Source organism: Salinivibrio sp. SS3, assembly GCF_001722105.1.
Taxonomy (GTDB): domain Bacteria; phylum Pseudomonadota; class Gammaproteobacteria; order Enterobacterales; family Vibrionaceae; genus Salinivibrio; species Salinivibrio kushneri.
Map to the genome: position 1 here is coordinate 16583 of NZ_MEBQ01000023.1, position 24732 is coordinate 41314.

The following is a 24732-nucleotide window of genomic DNA, read 5'->3' on the forward strand; positions in this document are numbered from 1 at the left end:
GTATTAAAGGCGCAAGAAAAGCCCCGGCAAAGAAGAACGCTCATCGTCTAAACAACGAAATTCGTGGTGTTAAGGAAGTCCGTCTTACTGACGCCGACGGTGAACAAGTGGGTATTGTCCCATTTGATGAAGCACTCGCCAAAGCAGAAGAGGCGACTCTTGACTTGGTAGAGATCAGTCCGAACGCTGAGCCGCCGGTTTGTCGTATCATGGATTACGGCAAATTCCTTTACGAGAAGAGTAAAGCTGCGAAAGAGCAGAAGAAAAAACAAAAGACTATTCAGGTTAAGGAAGTTAAATTCCGTCCTGGCACAGATGTAGGCGACTATCAGGTAAAACTACGCAACCTGGTTCGCTTCATTGAAGAGGGCAACAAGGTCAAGGTCACTATCCGATTCCGCGGTCGCGAAATGGCGCACCAAAGCATCGGTGTTGACGTGCTGAACCGCTTGAAAGAAGATACTGCTGAAATTGCTTCAGTAGAAAGCTTCCCTTCACGCATCGAAGGCCGTCAGATGATCATGGTTCTAGCCCCAAAGAAGAAGTAATTCTGGCTTCCAAGTAACATGCGGCTGCGCCCGTTGGGTGCAGCCGCTTTGTTCGCCAAATTGCTATGTTATTAACACAATGCGGAGTTATTCATCATGTCTAAGATGAAATCCAACAAAGGTGCTGCTAAGCGTTTCAAGAAAACAGCTGGTGGCTTCAAGTACAAGCGTGCAACCAAGCGTCATATCCTGACTAAACGTACTACTAAGAACAAGCGTCAGCTTCGTCCAAATGCGGTTCTGCCTGCGTGCGAAAACGCGCAAGTAGCTCGCATGCTGCCATACGCATAAGTTTTTAGTTTTATAATTTAGTTTAGGAGAGAGACAATGGCTCGCGTAAAACGTGGTGTACAAGCTCGTGCACGTCACAAGAGTGTAATGAAGCAAGCGAAAGGCTACTATGGTGCGCGTTCACGCGTATACCGCGTAGCTTTTCAGGCGGTAACGAAAGCAGGTCAATATGCTTACCGTGACCGTCGCAACAAGAAACGCCAATTCCGTCAACTGTGGATCGCACGTATCAACGCTGCGGCTCGCCAAAACGGTATGTCATACAGCCGTCTGATTAACGGTCTTAAAAAGGCATCTATCGAAATCGATCGTAAGATCCTTGCCGACATCGCGGTATATGACAAAGCAGCATTCTCTGTGCTGGTAGAAAAAGCGAAAGCTTCACTGTAATTTTTACAGTAAAGAATTGCTGAGAAAGGAGAGCTTCGGCTCTCCTTTTTTGTTATTTGTTGGTGTCTAGATAATTGCACTTTGTGCATATGAAAGTGAGTGGTGCATTATACCATTTAACTAAAATACCGTGTTATATTGCTTACATAATAAGATGCATAATGCCTTCGCACTTTAAGCAGGCACAGTGTCACTGATGCTTTGTTGAGCTATTAAATCTTCATCTGCCTCCGGCCTTAGTTAGAAGGGTAATAGCATGATAACTGTAAATAAGTGGGAAGCATTTTCTGATAGCTTCGAGCAGAGAAATACCTACGTTGTTGGGCAGGCCATTATAGACACAGTCAAATCGAGGCTTGCTGGATTACAGAACCTCGGGGTAGTACTTGAGCTTGGTTGTGGAAATGGTACGTATACGAGCAGCCTTCTCCATAATGCTACATCGATCCTAGCGACTGATTTATCAGAGAAAATGGTCGAAACCACAAAGCAGCGTTTTCAAGGTCATGCAAATGTCCACACAGATGTCGCTAATTGTACGCAGTTACCATATTCAGATGATCAGTTTGATACAGTCTTGATGGCTAACCTCTTGCACATCATTCCCTGTCGACATGCAGCATTACTTGAAGCAAAGCGAGTATTAAAACCTGGTGGCCGATTGATTGTGATGAGTATGACTCAATACAGTATGGGGTTCTTCCAGCAGTTTGGGCTCATATATCGTTATATCAAAATGTACGGTAGCAAGCCTGCCGGTGCGATTAAGCTCACTCCTAAAAGAACACAGCATTATCTTGATGCGGCGATGTTTGAGGATGTTCAAATCGAAGTTCTAGGAAATGGAGTAAAAGCGTTGTATGCAGAAGCAGTGAAAGCGCGCCGTTAACAACAGGTTCTTGGCGCTAGGGGGGCCACTCATCAATACTAAAGATTTACATAGACTGTTAATGCATTGGCCTTACATCGGTCAGTGCTCGTCTATTGAAGAAATCGAATGCGGGGCAGTGAATGTTACGTACAAGGTTCATGCTAGACACACTTACTTTTTACGCGGTTATCAAACGTTAACGGACGCGCAAATCTTACAGTCTCATCAGATTCAGCGCTCGCTAGCAACCCAGCTGCCATTTGTGATTGCCCCTTGCTTCACGGAAAAAGCGCTAACGTTGATCAAATTTAATGGTGCATCTTACGCTTTGTACCCTGCTGCTCATGGAAAATCCGTGAGTAAACTCTCGTCAGTTCAGGCTCAATCGGCGGGTTTTGCTCTCGCACTAGTGCATAGCGCGCTAGTTCAGCATGATGGTAGCGCCTTTCCAACTATTACCCTTAGTTGGGAAAAAGAGGTTTGGTTACGCAAACTAGAAACGATCATTAAACAAATTCGTCAAGCACCTACCAGTGATGACAGCTACTGAGCAATGCGGCGTGTTGAACAACAGCAAGAGTACTTAGCGAATAACAACAGTGAGCACCAATATAAGATAGTCACTCAGCGTCAGCTAATCCACGGCGACTACCATCAGGCTAACCTCTTTTTCGATAGGCATAATGCAGTGTCAGGGCTGATTGATTGGGATTTATTGCAGAATATGCCACGTGCCTATGATGTGATTCGGGCATGTGCATATATGTTTCAAATGGATCCTCTGCTATCAAGTGCCTTTATTAGTGGCTATACGTCGCAATTACCACTGACTGCCGAGGAGCTAATAGATGGAGCCAGAGCTTGGGGTATGTATGCGGATCACCATATTTGGCCGCTAGAGCAGGTGTACTTACATAATAATGTTGCTGCAAAGCGCTTTATTCCTCATCAAGATTTTCTGCCTTTTTCTCAGCAGTGGTGTCGCGTCGCTTACCACCTAAAAAACGATAAGGATATACGATGAACCAATACGTCTTTTTTTGTCAGCCTAACAATTGTGACCAGTTTACTTACTTGATCAAGGAATCCCCCAACTACCTTGCCGAAAAAGAAGCATTGTTAGAGCAGGGGTTGATCATCGAAGGGGATGTGATTGTTGCTGATTGTGCGGAGACTGCGATTGAAAAATTCCGCCAGATTAATCTCAATGCAATCGAGGATTACATTCAGCACGATCCTACCGTTGGCTTTACGACTTTTATCGTGGAAATGTATTATTCGCTGCGTCGCCGGCTTGGAATGAAATCATGATTGTTGATATTTATCAGGTTGATGCCTTTAGCGCGTCATTGTTTCAGGGAAACCCGGCAGGGGTGTGTATCTCGACGTCTATGTTGGATGAAGCAACTATGTTATCCATTGCCGAGGAAATGGCTGTCTCTGAAACGGCGTTTCTTGCCTTAGATACCATGTCCTTACGCTGGTTTACACCGAAAGTAGAAGTCGCACTCTGCGGTCATGGCACACTTGCAACAGCACATATTTTAGCTGAGCGCGGTGATGTTAAAATGGGTGACAATGTCACTTTTTATACCCAGTCTGGACCGCTTGAGGTGACGATACAACGCGAGGGGATCGCGATGGCATTTCCTGTTCCAGAGCTGGTAGAGGTAACGCCAAATCCATCGCGGCTAGAAGGTTTAGGTATACATGGCTCTGTTATCCGCGCGAGTTATTGCTTTGGCGAAAAAGAGCTATTGGTGATTAATTTTGAAGACGATGTAAAAGCGCTGTCTCCTGATTTTGCTGCGCTAACTACGCAGCCTGGACGTGGCGTGGTGGTGACTGCAGCAAGCTCTGATAACACGATCGATATTGTCTCTCGCTACTTCGCCCCTTGGGTAGGGGTGAATGAAGATCCCGTGACGGGTTCGGCGCATTGCGCGCTGGCAGCGTATTGGTCACAAGCATTGAGTAAAAAGCAGCTTATCGGTTATCAAGCGTCCGCGCGCGGTGGGCATATCGAGATGACGCTTAGCGAAGACCATGTGTTGCTACAAGGCCAAGCAGTAACCGTATTTAGCGGAAGGCTGGATTTAAGTAAGACCTAGCAATAATCAGCGCAACTAAAAAAGAGGCCAAACGGCCTCTTTTTCAGTGGTGAAGTGGGCGTGTTAAGCCACTTGCACTTGTTGTTGTTCGATTTCTTCACTTGGCGTGGCACCAGACTCAGCGCCGTGCATCCAACGAATCAGCGTGCCGGATAGCGCGAGTAAGATCACACCGGAAATAGCAGCGGTTGCCGCGATACCACCGAAGATGGCCAAGGCACCATAATCACCCACATGCGAACCTATGATGCCCGCCACATAGTTGGCAATCGCGTTAAAGCCGAACCAGGCGCCCATCATCAATGAGGCCAAGCGTAGCGGCGCGAGCTTAGTAACCAAGGATAAACCGATCGGCGAGAGGCAAAGTTCGCCTAACGTGTGGAAGAAGAACGCGCCCACTAGCCAAAACATCGACGTCTTCACTGCGGTATCACCGCCTTGCTCTAACACCGCGCCAATCATGCACACGAACCCAAGCGCCAACATAAATAAAGCCATCGCAAACTTCACAGGCGAACTGGGCTCTTTAGGGCCAAGGCGTACCCACAGCGAGGCTGCGATGGGTGCACAAATAATGATGAAAAAAGGATTAAGCGATTGGAACCACGCCGCCGGTATCTCAAACCCACCGACCATACGATCCGTATACTCTTGAGTATAAATATTCATCAAGCCACCAGCTTGTTCAAAGCCGGCCCAGAAAATAATCACGAATAACCCCATCAATAAGATGACTTTAAGGCGATCGATTTCTTGCTTAGTCAGTGGGGCATTGGTCTTGGAATGATTGGCGTCTCGCGCTTGCTGTGCGGCTGGGACTCGGCCTATTTCACCTAACCAAGAATTAGCCATGGTTAGCTGGATCAGCAAGCTGAACACCATACCCACACCGGCGGCAAAGAAGCCATATTGCCAGCCGTAAGCGCTGGTCACAGAGCCAGAGACGAAGCCTGCTAACAATGAGCCAATGTTGATGCCCATATAAAATATGGTAAACGCACCATCACGACGATGATCGCCTTCATCATAAAGGTCACCGACCATCGTCGAAATGTTGGGTTTTAACAGGCCGCAACCGGTGATGAGCAACGCGAGACCGGCGTATAGCGTGTGGACAATGTCTAAACCGTATTGTTGAGCAGGGAAAGCTAAGGTGAATTGTCCAATTGCCATCAGTGCACCACCGACAACGACAGCGCGACGTTGGCCAATAAAGTTATCGGCAATCCAGCCACCAATCAGTGGCGTGATATAGACGAGGCCAGTGTAGTAGCCATACAGCTCTAGCGCGTCTTTGGTTGACCAGCCTAAACCACCGTTAATGGTTTGATCGGTCAAGTAAAGGACGAGGATGGCACGCATGGCGTAGTAGGAAAAGCGCTCCCAAAGCTCAGTGCCAAAAAGTAAGAACAGTCCCCGAGGGTGACCGAGTATTGTTTTTTGGTTTTCCATAACTATCTAATTATTCGTTGAATGATTGTTGGGTCTGCATGGGGCTAGCCGGGTGCAGGGTGTTGGCCTTAACGCCTTTGTAAAATGGTCTCCTGTATTTTGTAACAAAATATGTAAAACTAGCGTAATGGTTTTTTACCAAAATTAAAAACTATTATTCAAGTCGCTTGTGCGTGGATAATAATATTCTATCTATTATTTGTGGGATATATAACCAAAGTAGACCTGCCACCTATAGTGACGTGACAGGCGTTAACGTCTTTGCGTGGGATCAAAGGAGAGGGGATTATGTGATAGAGGTCACTTTAGAGGTGTTCAGCGATCAGGCGATGGCTTGACGTAACCACAGGGCTATATCTTCGTACATAACTTGGTGACTTTGATCGGCATCAGCCCAGCTCATCACAAACTGGTAAAGTTTTTCTGGATGGTAGGCTTGTCCGATCAATTGATTGGCCAGGGTTTCTAGCGGTCCTGGCGTTAAACTGTCAGTGAATAACTGGCAATCGATGATTTCTCCATTTTTCACATCCAAATGCAGCTCAACCCCTCCCCATTCAAAACGCTCATCAAAGGTATGCATGAACTGCGGGCTGTTACCAAAATTCCATGTCCAACTGCACTGTTTTTCATAAATAGCGTCAAACCCTTCGACATCGGGCTTGGCGTCGGGGGAAATGTACTCAACCTCAGTGGTATGGCCGTAATGGCGGAAAAAAGCGGTTTTAATCGCGTCACACACGCGTTGGTGATCAACGTCTGGGACAAAGTCAGCGATATTGGCCACGCGCGCACGCACAGATGAAATCCCCTTAGCTTGGAGTTTTTTAGGATCAGGGTTGAGGTAGTCACCCAGTCGCGACAAGTTGGCATTAATCAAGAGCGTACCGTGGTGAAAGCCGCGATCTTTAGCCTCTTTGTAGGCAGAGCCCGATACTTTTCTTGGGCCGTCGGGCGTGTCCATGGTGAGATCATTTCGGCCACTGGCTGAGGCACTGATCCCGAGCGTTTTCAGCGCATCAAGGACGATTTGGGTGGACACTGACTTATCATAGCCCGGCTTACCTGCCATAAAGGTAAAATTGGTGTTGCCCAAGTCATGAAACACCGCGCCTCCACCGCTTTGGCGTCTCGCCAACACCACAGCATCTTGCTCCATTTTGCGCGTATTACACTCGCGCCATGGGTTTTGACCGCGTCCAATAACCACCGTATTGTCATTACGCCATAGGAACAGGACGTTCTGCTGTGCCGACATCGTACGAAATATGGTGTCTTCCACGGCCAGATTGAACCAAGGGTGAGTGGACGTCGAAACAAACACACGTAAAGGGCGACTAGTGTCTTGCATACTGGCTCCAAGTATTCGGTAAACAAATTATTCGGCAAACGCGAGCGCGGACCAACTGGATTGTTGCCACACAAGCTCGTTCGGCAATCAATATAGACGCTAGAATATCAAACAATGCTTAGCGAGTTATTCAATCAGCGCTAACAGGCTCGATTTTTACCGCATTAACGCGCTGAATGACCAATCTGCCATCAAAATGACGCCACACGTGACCGGATGGCGAGGAAAAATAGCGTAAATGCTGTTTAGCGTTTGGCATTAGTCGTGGCATTAATTAGTATGTAAGGTCAATTTATTACCTGTTCTCTCAGTCAATTGGCATTGAGGCGTATTATTGAGGCGACTCTGTCAGTTTGCTCAGACAATGGGTGAAACCATGATGTCAGCAGGTATTGTCACGCACCTACCTGATTTGGACTGCCCAACGGGTCGACGAGGAAACAATGCAACAATTAGAAGAAATTCTTGCGAATGCAACCAGTGCGGTGGCCGATGCCGCCTCTGTGGCTGCATTGGATGAAGTCCGGGTTAAATTCCTAGGAAAGAAAGGCGAGCTAACCGCACAATTACAGGCGTTGGGCAAACTGCCACCGGAAGAGCGCCGCGAAGCGGGTCAAACGATTAACCAAGCCAAGCAAACCGTACAACAAGCGATTGCTGAGCGTAAAAACGCACTTGAGCGCGCCGAGTTGGAAGCGAAGCTTGCCGCAGAAACCATTGACGTAAGCTTGCCGGGCCGTCGTATTGAAAACGGTGGTATTCACCCCGTGACGCGCACCATTGAACGTATTGAGCAATTTTTCGGTGAGTTGGGTTTCTCTGTTGCGTCCGGGCCAGAGATTGAAGATGGTTTTCATAACTTTGATGCGCTGAATATCGCCCCTGATCATCCTGCGCGTACCGACCACGATACTTTCTTCTTTAACCCTGATTTGATGTTGCGTACGCACACCTCTGGCGTGCAGATCCGTACCATGGAAGCGGGTAAACCTCCATTCCGTATTATTGCCCCCGGTCGCGTTTATCGTAATGACTACGACCAAACGCATACCCCGATGTTCCACCAAGTGGAAGGATTATTGGTCGATAAAGACATCACCTTTGCTGATCTCAAAGGGATCCTCAATGACTTCTTGCGCAACTTTTTCGAGGAAGATCTAGAAGTGCGTTTCCGTCCCTCTTACTTCCCATTCACTGAGCCTTCTGCCGAAGTTGATGTGCGCCGCAAAGGCGGAAAATGGCTGGAGATCTTAGGCTGCGGCATGGTTCACCCGAATGTACTACGTGCGGTGAATATCGATCCAGAGGAATATCAAGGCTTTGCCTTTGGTATTGGCGTAGAGCGCCTGACTATGTTGCGTTATGGCGTGAATGATCTCCGTGCGTTCTTTGAGAACGATCTGCGCTTTTTGAAACAATTTAAGTAATCAGTGGGGCAAGGTAATAATGAAATTCAGTGAATCTTGGTTGAGAGAGTGGGTAAATCCAGCAAACGACACCGACGCGCTGGCCCATCAGATCACCATGGCCGGCCTTGAAGTCGATGAAATTGCACCCGTTGCTGGCGACTTTAGCGGTGTCGTTGTGGGTGAAGTGGTTGAGTGTGGCCAACACCCAGATGCAGACAAACTGCGTGTTACCAAAATCAATGTCGGCGACGATGAATTGCTTGATATCGTTTGTGGGGCACCTAACTGTCGTCAAGGCTTGAAAGTCGCGGTCGCGATGGTGGGCGCCGTATTACCCGGTGACTTCAAAATCAAAAAAGCGAAGCTGCGTGGTCAACCATCCTTCGGTATGCTGTGCTCCTTTACTGAGCTGGGTATTGATGTGGAATCAGACGGCATTATCGAGCTGCCTGCCGACGCGCCAATTGGTACCGACATTCGTGATTACCTCGCGCTAAACGATGTCACCATCGATGTTGATTTGACCCCGAACCGTGCTGATTGTTTAAGCCTGCATGGTTTGGCACGTGAAGTCGGCGTATTGAACCGCGCTGATGTCACTGAACCGAGCATCACACCGGTTGCGGCCAGCATTGAAGACAAGGTATCGGTGCGCATTGATGCGCCGCAAGCGTGCCCACGTTATTTAGGGCGTGTGGTAAAAAACGTCGATCTTAATGCACAGACCCCGTTGTGGATGCAAGAGAAACTGCGCCGCAGTGGCATTCGCGCTATCGACCCTGTGGTGGATGTCACTAACTATGTGATGCTTGAGCAAGGTCAGCCGATGCACGCCTTTGATCTTAGCAAGCTTGAGGGTGGCATTGTGGTACGCATGGCAGAAGAGGGTGAAACCCTCACACTGCTGGATGGCAACGAAGCAACCCTTAACGCCCAGACATTGGTGATCGCGGATGAGAAAAAAGCCTTGGCGATGGCCGGGATCTTTGGCGGGCAAGACTCTGGCGTCACCACCGACACCCAAGATATCTTGCTCGAGTCGGCGTTTTTTGCCCCTGACGTGATCCGCGGCCGTGCGCGTAGCTATGGTTTGCACACCGACTCTTCCCACCGTTTTGAACGTGGCGTCGACCCAGCGTTACAAGCGGCGGCGATGGAGCGGGCGACTGAACTGCTTTTAGCGATTTGTGGTGGTGAAGCGGGAGAGATTATTACCGCTGAGTCAACAGAAACACTGCCAACTCGTGACACTGTCACCCTCCGCCGTGAAAAGTTAGATGGCCTGTTGGGTCATTCTATCGATAACAGTGATGTACAAGCTATTTTGTCCCGTCTAGGGTGTGCGGTAACAGAAACGGAGAAGGGCTGGCAAGCAACGGCACCTAGCTGGCGTTTTGATATTGCCATTGAGCAGGATTTGATTGAGGAAGTCGGGCGTATTTACGGCTACGACAACATTCCAACCCGTGCGCCTAAAGCGGCACTGGCTATGCGCGAATACAAAGAGGCAGCGATGCCACTGAAACGTGTCCGCGACTTATTGGTTGACCGTGGCTTCCACGAGGCGATTACCTACAGCTTTGTTGAACCTAAACAGCAAGCGCTGATTGTTCCCGATGTTGAGCCACTGATCCTGCCAAGCCCAATCTCTGCGGACATGTCAGCCATGCGCCTGAGCTTGCTTCCTGGGCTTTTAAACACGGTGGCTTATAACCAAAAACGTCAGCAGCCTCGTGTGCGCTTGTTTGAATTTGGCTTACGCTTTACCCCGGAAGGTGACACCGGTGGGACCGTTCGTCAATCGAGCATTCGCCAAGAGAGCATGCTTGCGGGTGTGATTGCAGGCCCTGGTAGTGAAGAGCATTGGGATCTGGCAAGCGCAACCGTTGACTTTTTTGATTTGAAAGGCGACCTAGAAGCGGTACTGGAACTCACCGGTAAGTTGAAAGACTTCCGTTTCGTGTCAGCATCCCATCCTGCGATGCACCCAGGTCAAACTGCCGCGATCGAGTTTGACGGCAAAGTAGTGGGTCACATTGGTACCTTGCATCCTGAGCTTGAGCGTGAGTTTGGCTTAAATGGCCGAACGGTGGTGTTTGAGCTGGAGTGGCAAGCCATTGACGAACGCTTTATTCCCGAAGCGGCAGGGCTGTCGAAATTCCCTGCCAACCGCCGTGATATTGCGGTGATTGCCGATCAATCGCTTGCTTCGGGCGATGTGGTAGACGCGTGTTTGCAAAGCGGCAACCCATTGCTTAAGGACGCACAGCTTTTCGACCTTTACACTGGCAAAGGTGTGGAAGAGGGCAAGAAGAGCTTGGCAATCGCACTGACCTTGCAATCTGATGCGCGCACGCTTGAGGAAGCCGATATCAATGATGCCGTGTCTGGTGTTGTTAGCCATTTATCAGAGAAATTAGGCGTTACCTTGCGTGATTAAGCTAACGTCATCCCAAAAAGCAGCGGAAATGCTGCTTTTTTTATGCCTAAATGGCCTAACATCTATCCATTTGAAAAACTAAATAAATTCACTATATTTGATGAGTAAGTGTTCAAATATTGATAAAAAAGCCTAATATTAAGCGGCTTAGTAGTCTATGACCTATGCTGGTTAAGAAAACGCTTGTAACACCTTGGTTTAAAAGGTCAATTTTTTGGACATTGCTCGTGATTTTTTAATGTAAAAAAGTTGGCGCAAATCAGCCAGTTGGCTTACACTTGTTTTGAGCTGGCCTGCAAATATCCCTAAAATACAAGGGCTAAAGACGTATGGGTCAAGTGTAGAATGGTGGTGTCGATACTGCGGTATTGCATATGTGTTCAACAATTCTTGAGGGAAAAACCTATGGCGCTCACTAAGGCCGATTTGGCTGAGAACCTGTTTGAAAATATCGGGATTAGCAAACGGGACGCCAAGGAGACAGTCGAGGTGTTTTTCGAAGAAGTTCGGAAAGCGCTCGAAAGTGGCGAACAGGTCAAGTTATCAGGGTTTGGTAACTTCGACTTGCGAGACAAGAATGAACGTCCCGGTCGAAATCCCAAAACAGGGGAAGATATTCCGATCACGGCGCGCCGCGTCGTGACATTTCGACCTGGCCAGAAACTCAAAGCGCGAGTTGAAAATGCAGACGTTGAACAATAACGCTGCGTGACCCCGACAGTGGTGACGATACCACACTAGAAAGTCGTGTGCCGATGTGCCACGGCTTTTTAATTTGTCTATACATGATCACATTGTGAAGGGAAAACACTGGGTTTATTGGTTATCTCGCTGTAACGTTTTGTTGTCTAGTTGTAATAAAAGGAAGCATTATGCTGACAGCACGCCCAGGTGCCTTTATTGATGCCGCACTCACCGCCCCCCATGCCTTTACGCCAGACTCATGGCGAGTGGGCTCGCTCACCGTCAATCACAGTGCTCCCGGTATTATTTCGATACAGCCCGACGTCGCCAAGGTTTCGCGTTGCGTCGTATTGTCATCAGGCATTCATGGTGACGAAACCGCGCCCATCGAGCTTATTGACCGGCTACTCGCCGATATCTTGTCAGAGCAATTTATCCCCAATGTGCCGCTATTACTGATTATTGGTCATGCCGAAGCGATTAAAGCGCACACTCGCTTTATTGAAGATAACCTTAATCGTCTCTTTGGTGGCTGGAATGAAGAAAAGAATGAAGAGCACTATCTTGCTAACCAGTTGCAAAAAGCAGTGAGTGACTTTTTTACCGCCCAGTCAGACGACATGACCCGTTGGCATCTTGATTTACACAGTGCGATTCGCGAGTCCTACCATTATATGTTTGGCGTGATCCCAACCACGCCGACCGCGAGAGATGTACGTCCACTGGCCGCATTACTCAATGACGCCAAAATGGATGCCACTGTCCTTTCCCAATCGCCATCACCCACCTTTAGTTGGTATAGCGCCAACCACCACGGTGCGCTGGCTGCCACCTTAGAAATGGGCCGGGTCGCGCCATTGTTTGAAAATGATATGCGTGAGTACGAGCCGCTTGATCGCACCTTACGAGGCTTACTCAAAGCCGCCACATTACCGACTGAATTAGCGCCGATGGGCTTTTACCGTGTGACGCGAACCTTGACCAAGCACACCGATCAGTTCGCGCTCACTTTTCCCTCGTCGGCTAAAAACTTTACACCGTTCGAGCAGGGGGCATTATTGGCCACCGACAAGGGACAAGAAGTCTATGCCGAGCATGAGGGAGAAGTGGTGATCTTTCCCAATGCCAATGTCCACGTTGGTCATCGGGCTGGGTTACTCGCCACCCCCTTTGAGCCCACTGTCAATCAACCGATCTATGTGCACGCACCACAAAAAGCCTCGGCGTAGCGCTTTTCAAGCGGGGAATCAGTCGGTAAAGTGCGTCGCAGTATTGGTTTAATGGATGACGCATGCGAGTGTCAGAACTTACCGCCCGCCAACAGAGCCGTTGGCGGCGCGCGTTACTTACTTTCTCGGCTTTGCTTTTGTTGGTGTGTGGGCTTGCACTGAGTGTGGGCGAAATGTGGATCAATCCTTTTGCGCCCGGCTCAACATTAGAGCAGCAGTTACTCCTACAACTTCGCCTCCCTCGTGTGCTAGTCAGTGTGATGATAGGCGCCTCACTGGCGATGGCTGGGGCAAGTCTACAAGTGCTATTGGGTAACCCACTGGCGGAGCCAGGTGTCTTAGGCATTTCCGGCGGCGCAAGCATCGCCGTGGTCTTACTGTTGTTGCTCGCGCCGGCTTGGGCGTCGAGTGGCAGTATGGCCGTCGCTGCCATGTTGGGCGCGAGCTTGTTTACCTTTATATTAGTGATATTAGCCCGTCGCGCTCTAGCGACGGCTCGCATTTTATTGGTCGGTGTTGCGCTTAGCATTTTGGCGGGGGCAGGCGTCACCTTGGCGTTTTACTTCAGCACTGACTTTAATTTGCGCCAATTAATGGTTTGGTTAATGGGATCGCTGTCCGGCATGCGATTGGAGCATGTGGGTATACTGACAATGACCTTACCTTGTATTGCACTATTGTGGCGATACGGGCATAAGCTTGACCAGCTTATGCTCGGCGAGTCTCAGGCGCAGCAATTAGGGCTAGACACACATCAACTACGTTGGCAATTGATCGCCTTAATTAGCGTTTTAGTCGGGGTGTCTGTGGCTGTGGCGGGTGTTATTGGCTTTATTGGCCTCATTGTTCCGCACTACTTACGCCTTTGGCTCGGTAGCCGTAATCGTACCTTATTACCCATGTCTGCGTTGGTAGGGGCGCTATTATTGGTCAGCGCCGATACCGTTGGCCGACTTATTCTTCCCTCAGCGGAACTGCCGGTGGGGGTAGTGACCAGTGTGCTTGGTGCGCCATTATTTATTTGGATGTTGGTGAGGGCGGGATGATCGTTGACGCTAAAGACTTAAGCTTAGCACCACGTCTGCTGCCGATATCTTTATCGGTTGAGGCCGGGCAAGTGGTACACCTTATCGGCCCCAACGGAAGTGGTAAAAGCACGTTACTGGAACTCTTGTCGGGCTTGGAAGTGCCGCAATCGGGGAGTGTTTGGCTGCAAGGGCAACCGGTATCAGGACAAACCCGATACGATTTGGCGCAAGTGCGGGGATACCTGATGCAACAACAGCGCCCCGCGTTTGTCATGGCGGTATTTGAATATCTCAACCTAGTGCTCGATAGTGTGCAATTGGCAACCGGTGAGATTCGCGACAAGGCCGTCGCTGACGTGGTGTCTCGCTTGGCCATCAGCGACAAGCTCCACCGAAGAATAGACAGCTTATCGGGCGGTGAGTGGCAGCGGGTGCGTTTGGCGGGCGTTTTATTGCAAGTCTCAAAAGCGTTAAATCCACATGCGTGTTTACTGTTGCTAGATGAGCCGTCAACTGGGCTCGATGTCGCGCAACAGGCGGTGATTTATCAAGAAATAACCGCCTTGGCGCGAGAGCAGGAGATTGCGATTATCATGGCCAATCACGACTTAAACCGTACCCTTGAGCACGCGGATACGGTGGTGGTGCTTCAACAAGGGCGTATTGTTTCGCTTGGCCCACCGAAGGCAGTATTGACCGATCAGCTGCTTTCAGATGTTTTTGCCACCCCGCTAGAGCAAGTATCGACCGCCAATGGCCCGGTGATCATGCGCGCGTCTTCGGCATGAGTGTGAATATCTTAAAAACTAGCTTTCGTCGTCGTTTTCAATCACATTAAGCTTGGCGCGAATAAACTCGGCATGATCCACATAAAGTAGCTCAGCGGTTTTACGGATCACCGCTTCCTCGAGCGGATCAATGTTCTCGTCAGCATATGCCACCGACCACATCGCCTCGATTAGGGCTATCCGCGCTTGTGGGTCAAGATCGCGCAGTTTATCCGTATATTCATACAGCGAGGTCGCATGCTCACTGTGTTGCCTTGCATCGTCCAACAATTGCTCAGCTTGTGCGGTGTCCAGGGAAAGGAGCTGGCATATTCGATCACGTTTCGTTGCCTTCTCGCGCTCGTCGATATCGTGATCGGCCATCGCCACTTCACTTAATAGCCCCGCCATCGCTTGGTGGAGGGATAGCCCCGCTTGCTGACCCGATTGTCCTATATCAGCGTTCAGCGCCGACTCTAACTTATTCAGTAGTTGTTTAAGCATGGTCACTCTCCTCACTGCGGAGCGAAATTGTGATTGTTTTATTCAGACACTGTCGCGGTTTGGCCATTTGCTAGACAATACGTCGCAAATGCGCTCAGCGTTTACTTATTACCGGCATGGTATAGAGGGTGGGTCACTCAATGACACGCAGCCTCACCCATCCCGCTTTGATTCTTTTTACTTTGTGATAGGATGCGACACCAATCAACCTTATTTATCGGCTGTGACACTGATAAACGCCTTAAAAGATTAAGCAGTAAGCAGGAATCGCCTTGAGTTCACGTCATCACAACACGCCAGAGACACTGTTTGCAGCGCTAAACGATTGTATGCTGCAAGACCGTTTTCGTTTTAAAAAGCGCATCCACGGCGCGCAAAAAATCAAAAAAGACGACGCCAAACAGGCGGTGTACGACCAAATCGCCGCGGAAATGGCGCAGAGTATGCAGCGTGTGCTTGCCCGTCGTGCCAATGCGCCAACCGTTCGCTATCCAGAAGCATTGCCAGTCAGCCAAAAGAAAGATGACATTGCCGAGGCAATCGCGAATAACCAAGTGGTGATCATCGCGGGGGAAACGGGCTCAGGTAAAACCACTCAGCTGCCCAAAATTTGTATGGAACTTGGGCTAGGTGTCGCCGGTACCATAGGTCACACTCAGCCACGTCGCTTGGCTGCGCGCTCGGTCGCCTCACGGATTGCTGAAGAGCTTGACGTCGAGTTAGGCAGCAGCGTGGGCTATAAAGTGCGCTTCAACGACAAAGTCTCAGAGTCGACGCAAGTCAAACTGATGACGGACGGGATCTTGCTGGCCGAAATTCAGCACGATCGGTATCTGAATCAGTACGACTGCATCATTATCGACGAAGCCCACGAGCGCAGCCTAAACATCGATTTTATTCTCGGCTATTTGCGCGATTTATTGCCTAAGCGCCCCGATCTCAAAGTTATCATTACCTCGGCAACCATCGATCCTGAGCGTTTTTCTAAGCATTTCAATAATGCCCCCATGATTGAGGTGTCTGGCCGAACGTATCCGGTGGAAGTGCGCTACCGTCCATTAGTGGAAGAGGACGATAGCGATCGTGACCAGCTGGAAGCGATCAGCGATGCGGTCGATGAACTGTGTCAGGAAGGGCCGGGTGATATCCTGATTTTTATGAACGGTGAGCGTGAAATTCGCGACACCGCTGAGCACCTTCAGCGCCGTCAACTGCGCGATACCGAGATTTTGCCCTTGTACGCAAGGCTTTCTGCTGGCGAGCAAAACCGTGTATTCCAATCTCACTCGGGGCGCCGGATTGTATTGGCCACCAACGTCGCCGAGACCTCACTAACCGTACCGGGCATTAAGTATGTGATTGATCCCGGCACGGCGCGGATTTCTCGCTATAGCTACCGGACCAAGGTGCAGCGACTGCCGATTGAGCCGATTTCACAGGCCAGTGCTAATCAGCGTAAAGGACGCTGTGGCCGTGTGTCGGAAGGCATTTGTGTGCGTCTGTATAGCGAAGAGGACTTTTTAGGCCGTCCGGAATTTACCGATCCAGAAATTTTGCGGACGAATCTAGCCTCCGTTATCTTGCAAATGACGGCACTAGGGCTCGGTGATATTCAAGCCTTTCCGTTCGTTCAACCGCCTGACAGCCGTCATATTAAAGATGGTGTCCGCTTGCTTGAAGAGCTGGGCGCGATTAAGCCCGGCCAAGCCACCGACAAACGTAAACTGACCGCCATCGGTAAGACCTTGGCCAAACTGCCGATTGACCCGCGTTTGGCACGCATGGTGATTGAGGCACCTAAGCATGGTGCCTTACATGAGGTGATGGTGATTGCCGCGGCCTTGGCAATCCAAGATCCGCGTGAACGACCTGCGGATAAGCAGCAACAAGCGGATGAAAAACATCGTCGTTTTGCCGATAAAGAATCGGACTTTTTGGCCTATGTAAACCTTTGGGATTACGTCAAAGAGCAGCAAAAAGCGCTATCGAACAACCAGTTCCGTAAGCAGTGTAAAAAAGACTACCTCAATTACTTGCGCGTAAGAGAGTGGCAAGACGTCCACTATCAAATCACCCAGGTGATGAAAGAGCAGAAGGTGCAATTTAACCAAGAGCCCGCCAGTTATCAGGCCATTCATATGGCACTGCTTGCCGGGCTATTGAGCCACATTGGCCTGAAAGACCAAGAAAAGAATGAATACCAAGGCGCTCGGAATGCACGGTTCCATATTTTCCCCGGCTCTGGGCTTTTCAAAAAGCAGCCTAAATGGGTGATGGTGGCCGAGCTGGTTGAAACCTCCAAACTTTGGGGGCGAATTGTCGCGCGTATCCAACCCGAATGGGTGGAGCCACTGGCGCAGCATTTGATTAAGCGCAGCTACAGTGAGCCACATTGGTCACGCAAGCAAGCGGCGGTGATGGCCAGTGAGAAAGTGACGCTATATGGGATCCCGATTGTGGCGAGCCGTAAAGTCAATTATGGCGCCATCGATCCGGTGCTCAGCCGTGAACTGTTTATTCGTTCGGCATTGGTTGAGGGAGATTGGCAAACCAAGCATGCCTTTTTCCACCAAAACAAAAAGCTGTTGGCGGAAGTGGAAGAGCTCGAGCTCAAATCTCGCCGGCGCGATATTTTGGCAGACGACGATACCTTGTTCGACTTTTACGATCAGCGCCTCGATCACAGTGTGGTCAGTGGGCGTCACTTCGATACCTGGTGGAAAAAGGCACGTCAAGACAATCCCGACCTGCTCAACTTTGAAAAAGCCACGCTATTGCAAGGCGACGCCAGCCATGTCACGGAGCTGGATTACCCCAACTTTTGGTATCAAGGCAACTTGAAACTCAAACTGAGCTACCAATTTGAACCCGGCCAAGACCACGATGGGGTGACGGTGCATATCCCGTTGCCGATCCTCAATCAGGTATCAGAAGAAGGGTTTGACTGGCACGTCCCCGGGCTACGTCACGAGCTGATTGTCGCGCTGATTAAATCGCTACCCAAACCGTTACGCCGTAACTTTGTACCCGCACCAAACTATGCCGATGCGATCTTACAGCGGGTGACGCCCATGGAAGCGCCCTTGCTCGATAGCATGGAAAAAGCCTTAAAGCAGATGTCAGGTGTCACCATTGACCGTGACAGTTGGAGCTTCAGTCAGCTCCCCGAGCATTTGCGTATCCAGTTCCGCGTTGTGGATGATAAAAACCGCATCTTGGCTGAAAGCGAAGACTTAAACACACTCAAAGTCTCGCTAAAAGACAAAGTACAAGCGACCTTATCGGATGTCGCGGACGATGATATTGAGCAGCAAGGGATCACCCAATGGAGCTTTGGGGCATTGCCTCAGCGTTATCAGCAGAAAAAGCATGGCTTTGAAGTCAAAGCCTATCCGGCCTTGGTGGATGAAAAAGACAGTGTGGCGATTCGTCTGTTCGAAACCGAATACCAGCAACAAAAAGCCATGCAAGCGGGTCAACGTCGGCTGATCTTGCTCAATGTGCCATCGCCAATTAAATATCTACATGCGCATTTGCCCAACAAGTCGAAACTCGGTCTGTATTTTAATCCATATGGCCGTGTGTTGGATTTGATCGATGATTGCATCGCCTGTGGCGTAGATAAGCTCATTGCGCAACACGGCGGCTTAACCTGGGAGGCGCAAGCATTTGAGGCGCTTAAAGAGACGGTGCGTGCGGAGCTAGGCGATACCGTCGTGGATATCGCGCAACAGGTCGAACAAATATTGACGCACGCGTTCAATATCAACAAAAAGCTCAAAGGTAAAGTGGATCTCTCGATGGCGTTTGCGATGTCGGATATCAAAGCCCAACTAGAAGGGCTGATTTACAAGGGCTTTGCCACCGAATCAGGCTGGCAACGCTTACCCGATATTCTGCGCTATATGAAAGCGATCGAGCGTCGATTGGAAAAGCTCCCCGTGGATCCTACCCGCGATCGCAACCACATGCTCAAGATAGAGTCTGTGATGAACGAGTATAAAGCATTGCTAAATAAGATCCCTAAAGGCAAGCCCATACCTGATGAAGTAAAAGCGATTCGTTGGATGATTGAAGAGCTGCGCGTGAGCTATTTCGCGCAACAACTCGGCACGCCTTACCCCGTCTCGGATAAGCGGATTAAAAACGCCATTGCGGCGATATAACCCGGCAAGCTTATGCCGCTGCGGATTAGATGAAGACGGGCAAAGTGTCGACGTGAAATAATTTATATAAATATCAATAAGTAATCAAAACCGTGTCATATGGCACGGTTTTTGTTTTTGTCAATACGAACGACAGACCGCTCGGTAGTTCGTGTTGCCGTGGCAAGAAAGGAGCAAAAAATGAAACAAGCAGGTGTGGCCCCTTGGTATCGGGTCGTTTTGTATGTATTGGCGATCAGCATGCCAACCTCGGTTTGGGCCAGTTTTAAAGATGAGGTCAGTGGGTTGTACCAATCTCTCAATCTCGCTGGGGAGGTGTCATACCAGGCCTTCGCAGATGCGTATCGCCACTTTGCCCATAACCGTAGCCGCAAACCTGTAATGACGCTAATTGACTATGGCAAGCCTTCGTCAGAAAAGCGATTTTGGGTGATCAATGTGAAAAAGCGTCAAGTGTTATTTCGTTCCTACGTGTCACACGGCAAAAACAGTGGCTCCCTTTACGCAAAGCGTTTTTCGAATCAGATTAATTCCTTGCAAACATCATTGGGGGTCTATCGTGCGGCGGAAACCTATCATGGTAAGCACGGCTACTCACTGCGTTTAGATGGCCTTTCCAAGGGATTAAACGATAATGCGCGCGCAAGGGCGATTGTGATCCACGGTGCCGATTATGCGCACCCTAAGGTGATTAAACAAAGCGGCCAATTAGGCCGAAGCTGGGGCTGTCCGGCGTTACCTAGCTATTTATCGGCCCGCGTGATTGATGCGATCAAAAACGGCACCTTTATCTATGCGTTTACCAGCCAAGCTTAATGGTACGAAGACGTCGTATTAGACGAGGTTTCACGAGTTATTTCACGGTGGGTGATGTAACACCTGCGCATTGTTCACGGTGAACGCTAATTCTCTACCACGAAAAAATAAAGGCATGTTGATACGCCTTTTATCGCGCTAGCGTATGCTCCTTACCACTAAGGAGGAATGCCATGGCACGCCTAAATCCTTTTACTTTGTGCTTACTCTCCGCATTTACCCTGTTTCCCACCAGTGATGTTGATGCTGCACCGTCTGCACCAGCGCTGATGCATGGTATTGACGGACAGATTGCCGAACACGACTATCGTGGCTATTGGGTCAGTGAAAAACTGGATGGGATCCGCGCCTATTGGACCGGCACGCAACTCTTAACGCGACAAGGAAATCTCATTCACGCACCGGATAGATTGATTCAATCGCTGCCAACCACGCCTTTAGATGGTGAGCTATGGGCCGGAAGAGGTGGGTTTCAAACCGTGTTGCGTACCGTGTTGGACGATAAACCGGATCCTGACGCGTGGCAGAGCGTTCGTTTTTATGCGTTTGATTTACCGGATCAACCCGGCCCTTTTTTTGCTCGCTATGCAGCACTGAAAAAGATAGTCACAAATAGCGCATCGCCGTTCTTAGCCTTGGTAAAGCAAACGCCGGTGACTGACAATGATGAACTCGAGGCACAGCTTTCTGCTATTGATGAATCGGGCGGTGAAGGCTTGATGCTGCATCATCCTGATAGTGTGTATGTGGGGCAGCGCGTAGACAGCGTCGTTAAGTTGAAAACCTACCAAGAAAAAGAAGTGACTGTGGTAGGAGTGAATCCGGGAAAAGGGCGGTTACAAGGCTTGATGGGCTCTCTGGTAGTACGCCTGGCTGACGGCACCGAGTTTAGCGTGGGATCGGGCTTTAGTGATGCGCAACGGGCTGATCCACCACAGATTGGTAGTACTATCTTGGTACGCCACAACGGTGTCACTCAAAAAGGCATCCCACGCTTTGCGCGTTTTATTCACGAGAAACCAACGCGTTAAAAAAGAACCCGCCAAACGGTTGGCGGGGTTGTGGGTCCATTTAGTGCTCGTGCGTGGCGGGTGACGAGTCCTGACTTGCGCGAGGGCGCAGTTGGTGGTCTAAGCACTGGCAATCAACACTGTATTTTTTCTTCCCGGTCTTTCCAATCCCAGGGTTAAAACTGTTGGTAGGATCTAACTGGTGATAGAAATTAGCCAAATCCGGCTCCGCGGCATAAAGGTGTCCCACATTATGCTCGGCTGGGTATTTGGCGCCGCGTTCGTTGAGTAGCGCCAGCATTTTCGCCTTAATCGCTGACACATCCGCGCCTTTTCTCACCACATAGTCTTGATGGAAGACGTGGCAGAAAAAGTGCCCATAATAAAGCTTGGCCACCATCTCTTGTTCTATCTCGACGGGTAGGTGTTCTTCCCACTCGGTCTCGTTGCGCTTAAGGGCTATATCTAACGCGAGAATGTCTTCCACATCGCGACTGTGCATGGTGTGGTAGCGAATCGCCGCACCGGCCGCGGCAAAGCGGTGAAGCATGGCTTTTTTCGCTTCATCCTCACTGCAGGCAAAGTAATCACTGTCTGCGTGTTCGGCAAAAAAACGGCTTAAAAACGCCGAAGCCTCCTCGATTCCTTCCTCTGAGGCTTTGAATATTAGGTGGTGCTCAAACCTATCGCGAAACGCGAGCATACGTTTGGGTAAGTGCTGCGGAAAAAGCTGACTGGCATATTGCATCACTTTATCGGGTAATGCGTTAGGCAGTAACGGCACCTTATCTAACCAATTTGTTATTTTTGCTTTCAAGGCAAACATTTTCGAGATTGAATCCGTGCCCAGTCGACCAATCGCTAAAAACACATCTTTTCCGTAACGCTCAGCGATATCAAAGGCGTCACGGTGCATATATTCCGCCACTTCAGGCAAGTGTGAAAGCTCGGTAAGCACACGGCGGCGCAATGTATTGAGCACATCTGGGTTGTTAGTGCCAATGTAAAAGACTTGCTCACGTTCAGGGATCGGGTAGGTATCAAGGCGCACGGCAAAGACAGCCAGTTTCCCTGCACAGCCGCTCACTTCATGTAAGCGGTGTTTGTCGGCGTTATAGCGCGCGGGGCTGTCAGCATCGACATCACGCAAGATTTGCTCGTAGTCATCTGCAGACGCTTTACGCGCGTCATAGGTGATATCACGGGGTGTGTAATCACCACGCTCAACGCGCGAAAGAATGGTTTCTGGGTCATCACCCAGGGCAATGCCTAAATGATTCACCAGCGTTAGCTCACCATCCTCATTTAACTGTGCAAATAATGAATATTCGGTATAAGCCGGGCCGCGTTTAACCAATGCACCACCGGAATTATTGGCCACACCACCAACAATCGATGCGCCAATGCACGACGAACCGATGACCGAATGCGGCGCGCGCTTAAGAGGCCTGAGCGTCTGCTCTAGCTGATGCAATGTTGTGCCGGGAAAACTCAGTACCTGCTTACCGTTATCGATAAGCTGTAATCCGTCTAAGCGTGTGGTGTTGATTATTACCACATCACGATCGTAGTCGCTGCCTTTGGGGGTTGAGCCTTCGGTTAAGCCCGTATTCGCGGCTTGCATGATCATCACCACATCCGCGTCGACACAGGCTTGGAGCACCCGCCATTGCATCACTAAAGAGGTGGGAAAAATAACGGCGAGCGCAGGACCACCTCCCGAGCGAAAGCCAGTCCGATAATGCTGGGTCTGGTTTGTCTCAGTGAGTAAGTTATTCTTGCCTACGATGTCGGTTAAGGTGGAAATAAATGCTTGTTGCTGTGATGACGACAAACGTGATGGGGTGTTCATAAGCGTTCCTTTCCTTTACGTTACGACAAAGGCTGGGGTCAGCCTAGCTGGCCCGCTTGTGGAGAGAAAGGCCGAGAGGTGGCTCGGCCAATAACATGTAAGATTACGCCCCGGAGAGGACATCGGCAAACTGCAACACATTGACCAAGACAATGCCGATGACAGCGGCGGCAATCAGGTAATAAAGCGTGGGTAAGACGGTTTTACGCAGGGTCACGCCCTCACGGCCGAGTAAGCCGACCGTCGCGGATGCGGCGACCACGTTATGGATAGCGATCATATTGCCGGCTGCCGCACCGACGGCTTGCAGGGCAATCACCACTACGGTCGATGCGCCTAAGGTTTGTGCCACTTCAAACTGAAACTGGCTAAACATCATATTGGACACCGTATTGGAGCCTGCAATAAAAGCGCCCAATGCGCCAATGGTGGCGCTCAACGCTGGGAAGCCATCTCCCACTAAATCGGCCGCAAAGCGTGCGGTCATGACCGGCATACTCACCAAATCGGCACCATTCACGCCTGAGTTAATAAAAATACGTACCATAGGGATGGTAAACACCAACACAAACCCGGCACCAATTAATGTTTTACTCGATTCACGCGCCGCGGTTAACAGCGGCGACAATTGACGCGCCTGAAGCAACACGGCTAACAAAGCCACGAACGCAAGGATGCCGCCTGGCAGATAAAGCGGCTGAATGGCAGCGTTGACCCCAGTTTCACCAAACAACGCGGAGAAACCAAGGCTGACATCGGTCAGTGCCGTTTTGACCGTCGGGCTGACGCGGCTGATCACCAAGAAAACCGCCAACAACACATAGGGCGTCCAGGCCATGGCCATGCTCATCGGTTTTTCTTGAACCTTGAGATCCATTTTCAGCGAGCCTAACCAATGGCTCGGCCAGGTCGACTCATCATCAAAATCCCACTGATTTTTCGGGACTAAAAAGCCTTTACGTGCGGCAGTTGTGACCAACACGATCCCTGCCAGACCACCGAGTAATGAAGGGAATTCAGGTCCTAACAACCAGCCGGTGAGGGCATAAGGAACGGTGAAGGCTAACCCGGCGAAAATCGCAAACGGCGCCACCTCTAAGCCTTCTTTCCAGCTCTTATTCTTGCCGAAAAAGCGGGTCAACATCATTGCCATTAGCAAAGGCATCAGTGTGCCAATCACCGCGTGAATAAAGGATACTTGCGTGGTAATAGATTGCAGGTAGGTCGCCCAATCACTGCCATTAGCGGTGAGCGTTTGCCCAATCGCATGGCTGTCTAACCCTTTGTTGACGCCCACAATAATAGGCGTGCCGACCGCACCAAAGGAGACCGGCGTCGATTGGATCATCATACCGACGACAACTGCGGCGAGAGCAGGGAAGCCGATGGCGACCAACAACGGCGCGGCAATGGCGGCGGGCGTACCGAAACCTGATGCGCCCTCGATGAAAGATCCAAAGCACCATGCAATGATGATGGCCTGAATGCGTCTGTCATCGGAGATGTTGGTAAAGCCGTTACGTATTACAGTAATCGCGCCGGTGTGTTTTAAAGTGTTGAGCAAAAGGATGGCACCAAACACGATCCAAAGGACGGCTGCCGTAATGATCAAGCCTTGTGCGATGGAGGCCGACACACGTGCAGCACTCATCTGCCACTGGAAGAGTGCGATTAAGACTGTCATGATAAAGGCAACGGGCATCGCCTTTTTAGCTGGCCAATTCAAGCCGACCAGTAAGATCGCCGCGACCACGATGGGTGAAAACGCGATGAGGGCGTATAGGGTATCTGTCATAGGTGTTCCTTATTAGGT

At 50.0% G+C, this 24732-nt stretch carries 22 protein-coding genes; 17 read left to right on the top strand and 5 right to left on the bottom strand.

Annotated features, from left to right (window positions below; genetic code table 11):
• The first annotated feature begins 2 nt into the window (after positions 1 to 2).
• The 8 genes from infC (at position 3) to BGL48_RS09340 (ending at position 4211) form a co-directional block, all read left to right on the top strand.
• Positions 3 to 548, top strand: a complete 546-nt coding sequence (gene infC, locus BGL48_RS09310; protein ID WP_077459463.1) for a translation initiation factor IF-3 — start codon at positions 3 to 5, stop codon at positions 546 to 548.
• 96 nt (positions 549 to 644) lie between these two features.
• Complete coding sequence (gene rpmI / locus BGL48_RS09315; protein WP_025673304.1) at positions 645 to 839, top strand: 50S ribosomal protein L35; 195 nt, start codon at positions 645 to 647, stop codon at positions 837 to 839.
• Positions 840 to 875: 36 nt separating this feature from the next.
• On the top strand, positions 876 to 1229 hold the full coding sequence (gene rplT, locus BGL48_RS09320; protein ID WP_025673305.1) for a 50S ribosomal protein L20: 354 nt from the start codon (positions 876 to 878) through the stop codon (positions 1227 to 1229).
• A 256-nt stretch (positions 1230 to 1485) separates the two neighbouring features.
• Positions 1486 to 2118 carry a class I SAM-dependent methyltransferase gene (locus BGL48_RS09325; RefSeq protein ID WP_069362377.1) on the top strand — a complete coding sequence of 211 codons (633 nt, stop codon included), beginning with the start codon at positions 1486 to 1488 and terminating at the stop codon, positions 2116 to 2118.
• Between the two features lie 61 nt (positions 2119 to 2179).
• Entirely contained in the window at positions 2180 to 2650 is a 471-nt protein-coding gene (locus BGL48_RS16005) for a hypothetical protein (protein ID WP_083238507.1), read from the top strand.
• A 3-nt stretch (positions 2651 to 2653) separates the two neighbouring features.
• Positions 2654 to 3124, top strand: coding sequence for a phosphotransferase (locus tag BGL48_RS16010; RefSeq protein WP_083238509.1), 471 nt, complete (start codon positions 2654 to 2656; stop codon positions 3122 to 3124).
• Entirely contained in the window at positions 3121 to 3411 is a 291-nt protein-coding gene (locus tag BGL48_RS09335; RefSeq protein ID WP_069362378.1) for a hypothetical protein, read from the top strand. Before BGL48_RS16010 ends, BGL48_RS09335 begins: the two co-directional genes overlap by 4 nt.
• Positions 3408 to 4211, top strand: coding sequence for a PhzF family phenazine biosynthesis protein (locus BGL48_RS09340; protein WP_069362379.1), 804 nt, complete (start codon positions 3408 to 3410; stop codon positions 4209 to 4211). Before BGL48_RS09335 ends, BGL48_RS09340 begins: the two co-directional genes overlap by 4 nt.
• Before the next feature lie 63 nt (positions 4212 to 4274).
• Here the strand turns inward: BGL48_RS09340 and BGL48_RS09345 are convergent, their stop codons facing one another.
• A complete protein-coding gene (locus BGL48_RS09345; protein WP_069362380.1) occupies positions 4275 to 5663 on the bottom strand; it encodes a peptide MFS transporter in 1389 nt (462 codons plus the stop codon).
• A gap of 322 nt (positions 5664 to 5985) precedes the next feature.
• Positions 5986 to 7014, bottom strand: a complete 1029-nt coding sequence (locus BGL48_RS09350) for a lipoate--protein ligase (RefSeq protein ID WP_069362381.1) — start codon at positions 7012 to 7014, stop codon at positions 5986 to 5988.
• Positions 7015 to 7457: 443 nt separating this feature from the next.
• On the opposite strand from BGL48_RS09350, the gene pheS reads away from it, so the two are divergent.
• The 6 genes from pheS (at position 7458) to btuD (ending at position 14592) form a co-directional block, all read left to right on the top strand.
• Entirely contained in the window at positions 7458 to 8441 is a 984-nt protein-coding gene (gene pheS / locus BGL48_RS09355) for a phenylalanine--tRNA ligase subunit alpha (RefSeq protein WP_069362382.1), read from the top strand.
• Positions 8442 to 8460: 19 nt separating this feature from the next.
• Positions 8461 to 10863 (top strand): phenylalanine--tRNA ligase subunit beta, encoded by a 2403-nt coding sequence (gene pheT / locus BGL48_RS09360; protein ID WP_069362383.1) that lies wholly within the window; start codon positions 8461 to 8463, stop codon positions 10861 to 10863.
• Between the two features lie 405 nt (positions 10864 to 11268).
• Entirely contained in the window at positions 11269 to 11565 is a 297-nt protein-coding gene (gene ihfA, locus BGL48_RS09365) for an integration host factor subunit alpha (protein ID WP_069362384.1), read from the top strand.
• Positions 11566 to 11735: 170 nt separating this feature from the next.
• Entirely contained in the window at positions 11736 to 12776 is a 1041-nt protein-coding gene (locus BGL48_RS09370) for a succinylglutamate desuccinylase (protein WP_069362385.1), read from the top strand.
• Positions 12777 to 12838: 62 nt separating this feature from the next.
• The gene (gene btuC, locus BGL48_RS09375; RefSeq protein WP_069362386.1) at positions 12839 to 13822 is read left to right on the top strand and encodes a vitamin B12 ABC transporter permease BtuC; all 984 of its coding nucleotides are present in this window, start codon (positions 12839 to 12841) and stop codon (positions 13820 to 13822) included.
• Positions 13819 to 14592: a vitamin B12 ABC transporter ATP-binding protein BtuD gene (btuD, locus tag BGL48_RS09380; protein ID WP_102505287.1), complete on the top strand. Its 774-nt coding sequence runs from the start codon at positions 13819 to 13821 to the stop codon at positions 14590 to 14592. Before btuC ends, btuD begins: the two co-directional genes overlap by 4 nt.
• 18 nt (positions 14593 to 14610) lie before the next feature.
• Here btuD and BGL48_RS09385 read toward each other — a convergent pair whose 3' ends face one another.
• On the bottom strand, positions 14611 to 15075 hold the full coding sequence (locus tag BGL48_RS09385) for a TerB family tellurite resistance protein (protein ID WP_069362387.1): 465 nt from the start codon (positions 15073 to 15075) through the stop codon (positions 14611 to 14613).
• A gap of 329 nt (positions 15076 to 15404) precedes the next feature.
• Here BGL48_RS09385 and hrpA point away from each other — a divergent pair, with 329 nt between their 5' ends.
• The 3 genes from hrpA to BGL48_RS09400 all read left to right on the top strand — a co-directional run bounded on the left by hrpA (position 15405) and on the right by BGL48_RS09400 (position 21088).
• On the top strand, positions 15405 to 19241 hold the full coding sequence (hrpA, locus tag BGL48_RS09390; RefSeq protein WP_069362388.1) for an ATP-dependent RNA helicase HrpA: 3837 nt from the start codon (positions 15405 to 15407) through the stop codon (positions 19239 to 19241).
• Between the two features lie 180 nt (positions 19242 to 19421).
• Positions 19422 to 20057, top strand: a complete 636-nt coding sequence (locus tag BGL48_RS09395) for a murein L,D-transpeptidase catalytic domain family protein (protein WP_069362389.1) — start codon at positions 19422 to 19424, stop codon at positions 20055 to 20057.
• Positions 20058 to 20230: 173 nt separating this feature from the next.
• Positions 20231 to 21088 carry a DNA ligase gene (locus tag BGL48_RS09400; RefSeq protein ID WP_069362390.1) on the top strand — a complete coding sequence of 286 codons (858 nt, stop codon included), beginning with the start codon at positions 20231 to 20233 and terminating at the stop codon, positions 21086 to 21088.
• Positions 21089 to 21128: 40 nt separating this feature from the next.
• On the opposite strand, the gene dld is transcribed toward BGL48_RS09400, so the two are convergent.
• Complete coding sequence (dld, locus tag BGL48_RS09405; RefSeq protein ID WP_069362391.1) at positions 21129 to 22919, bottom strand: D-lactate dehydrogenase; 1791 nt, start codon at positions 22917 to 22919, stop codon at positions 21129 to 21131.
• A 103-nt stretch (positions 22920 to 23022) separates the two neighbouring features.
• Positions 23023 to 24714: an L-lactate permease gene (locus tag BGL48_RS09410; RefSeq protein ID WP_069362392.1), complete on the bottom strand. Its 1692-nt coding sequence runs from the start codon at positions 24712 to 24714 to the stop codon at positions 23023 to 23025.
• Positions 24715 to 24732 lie beyond the last annotated feature (18 nt).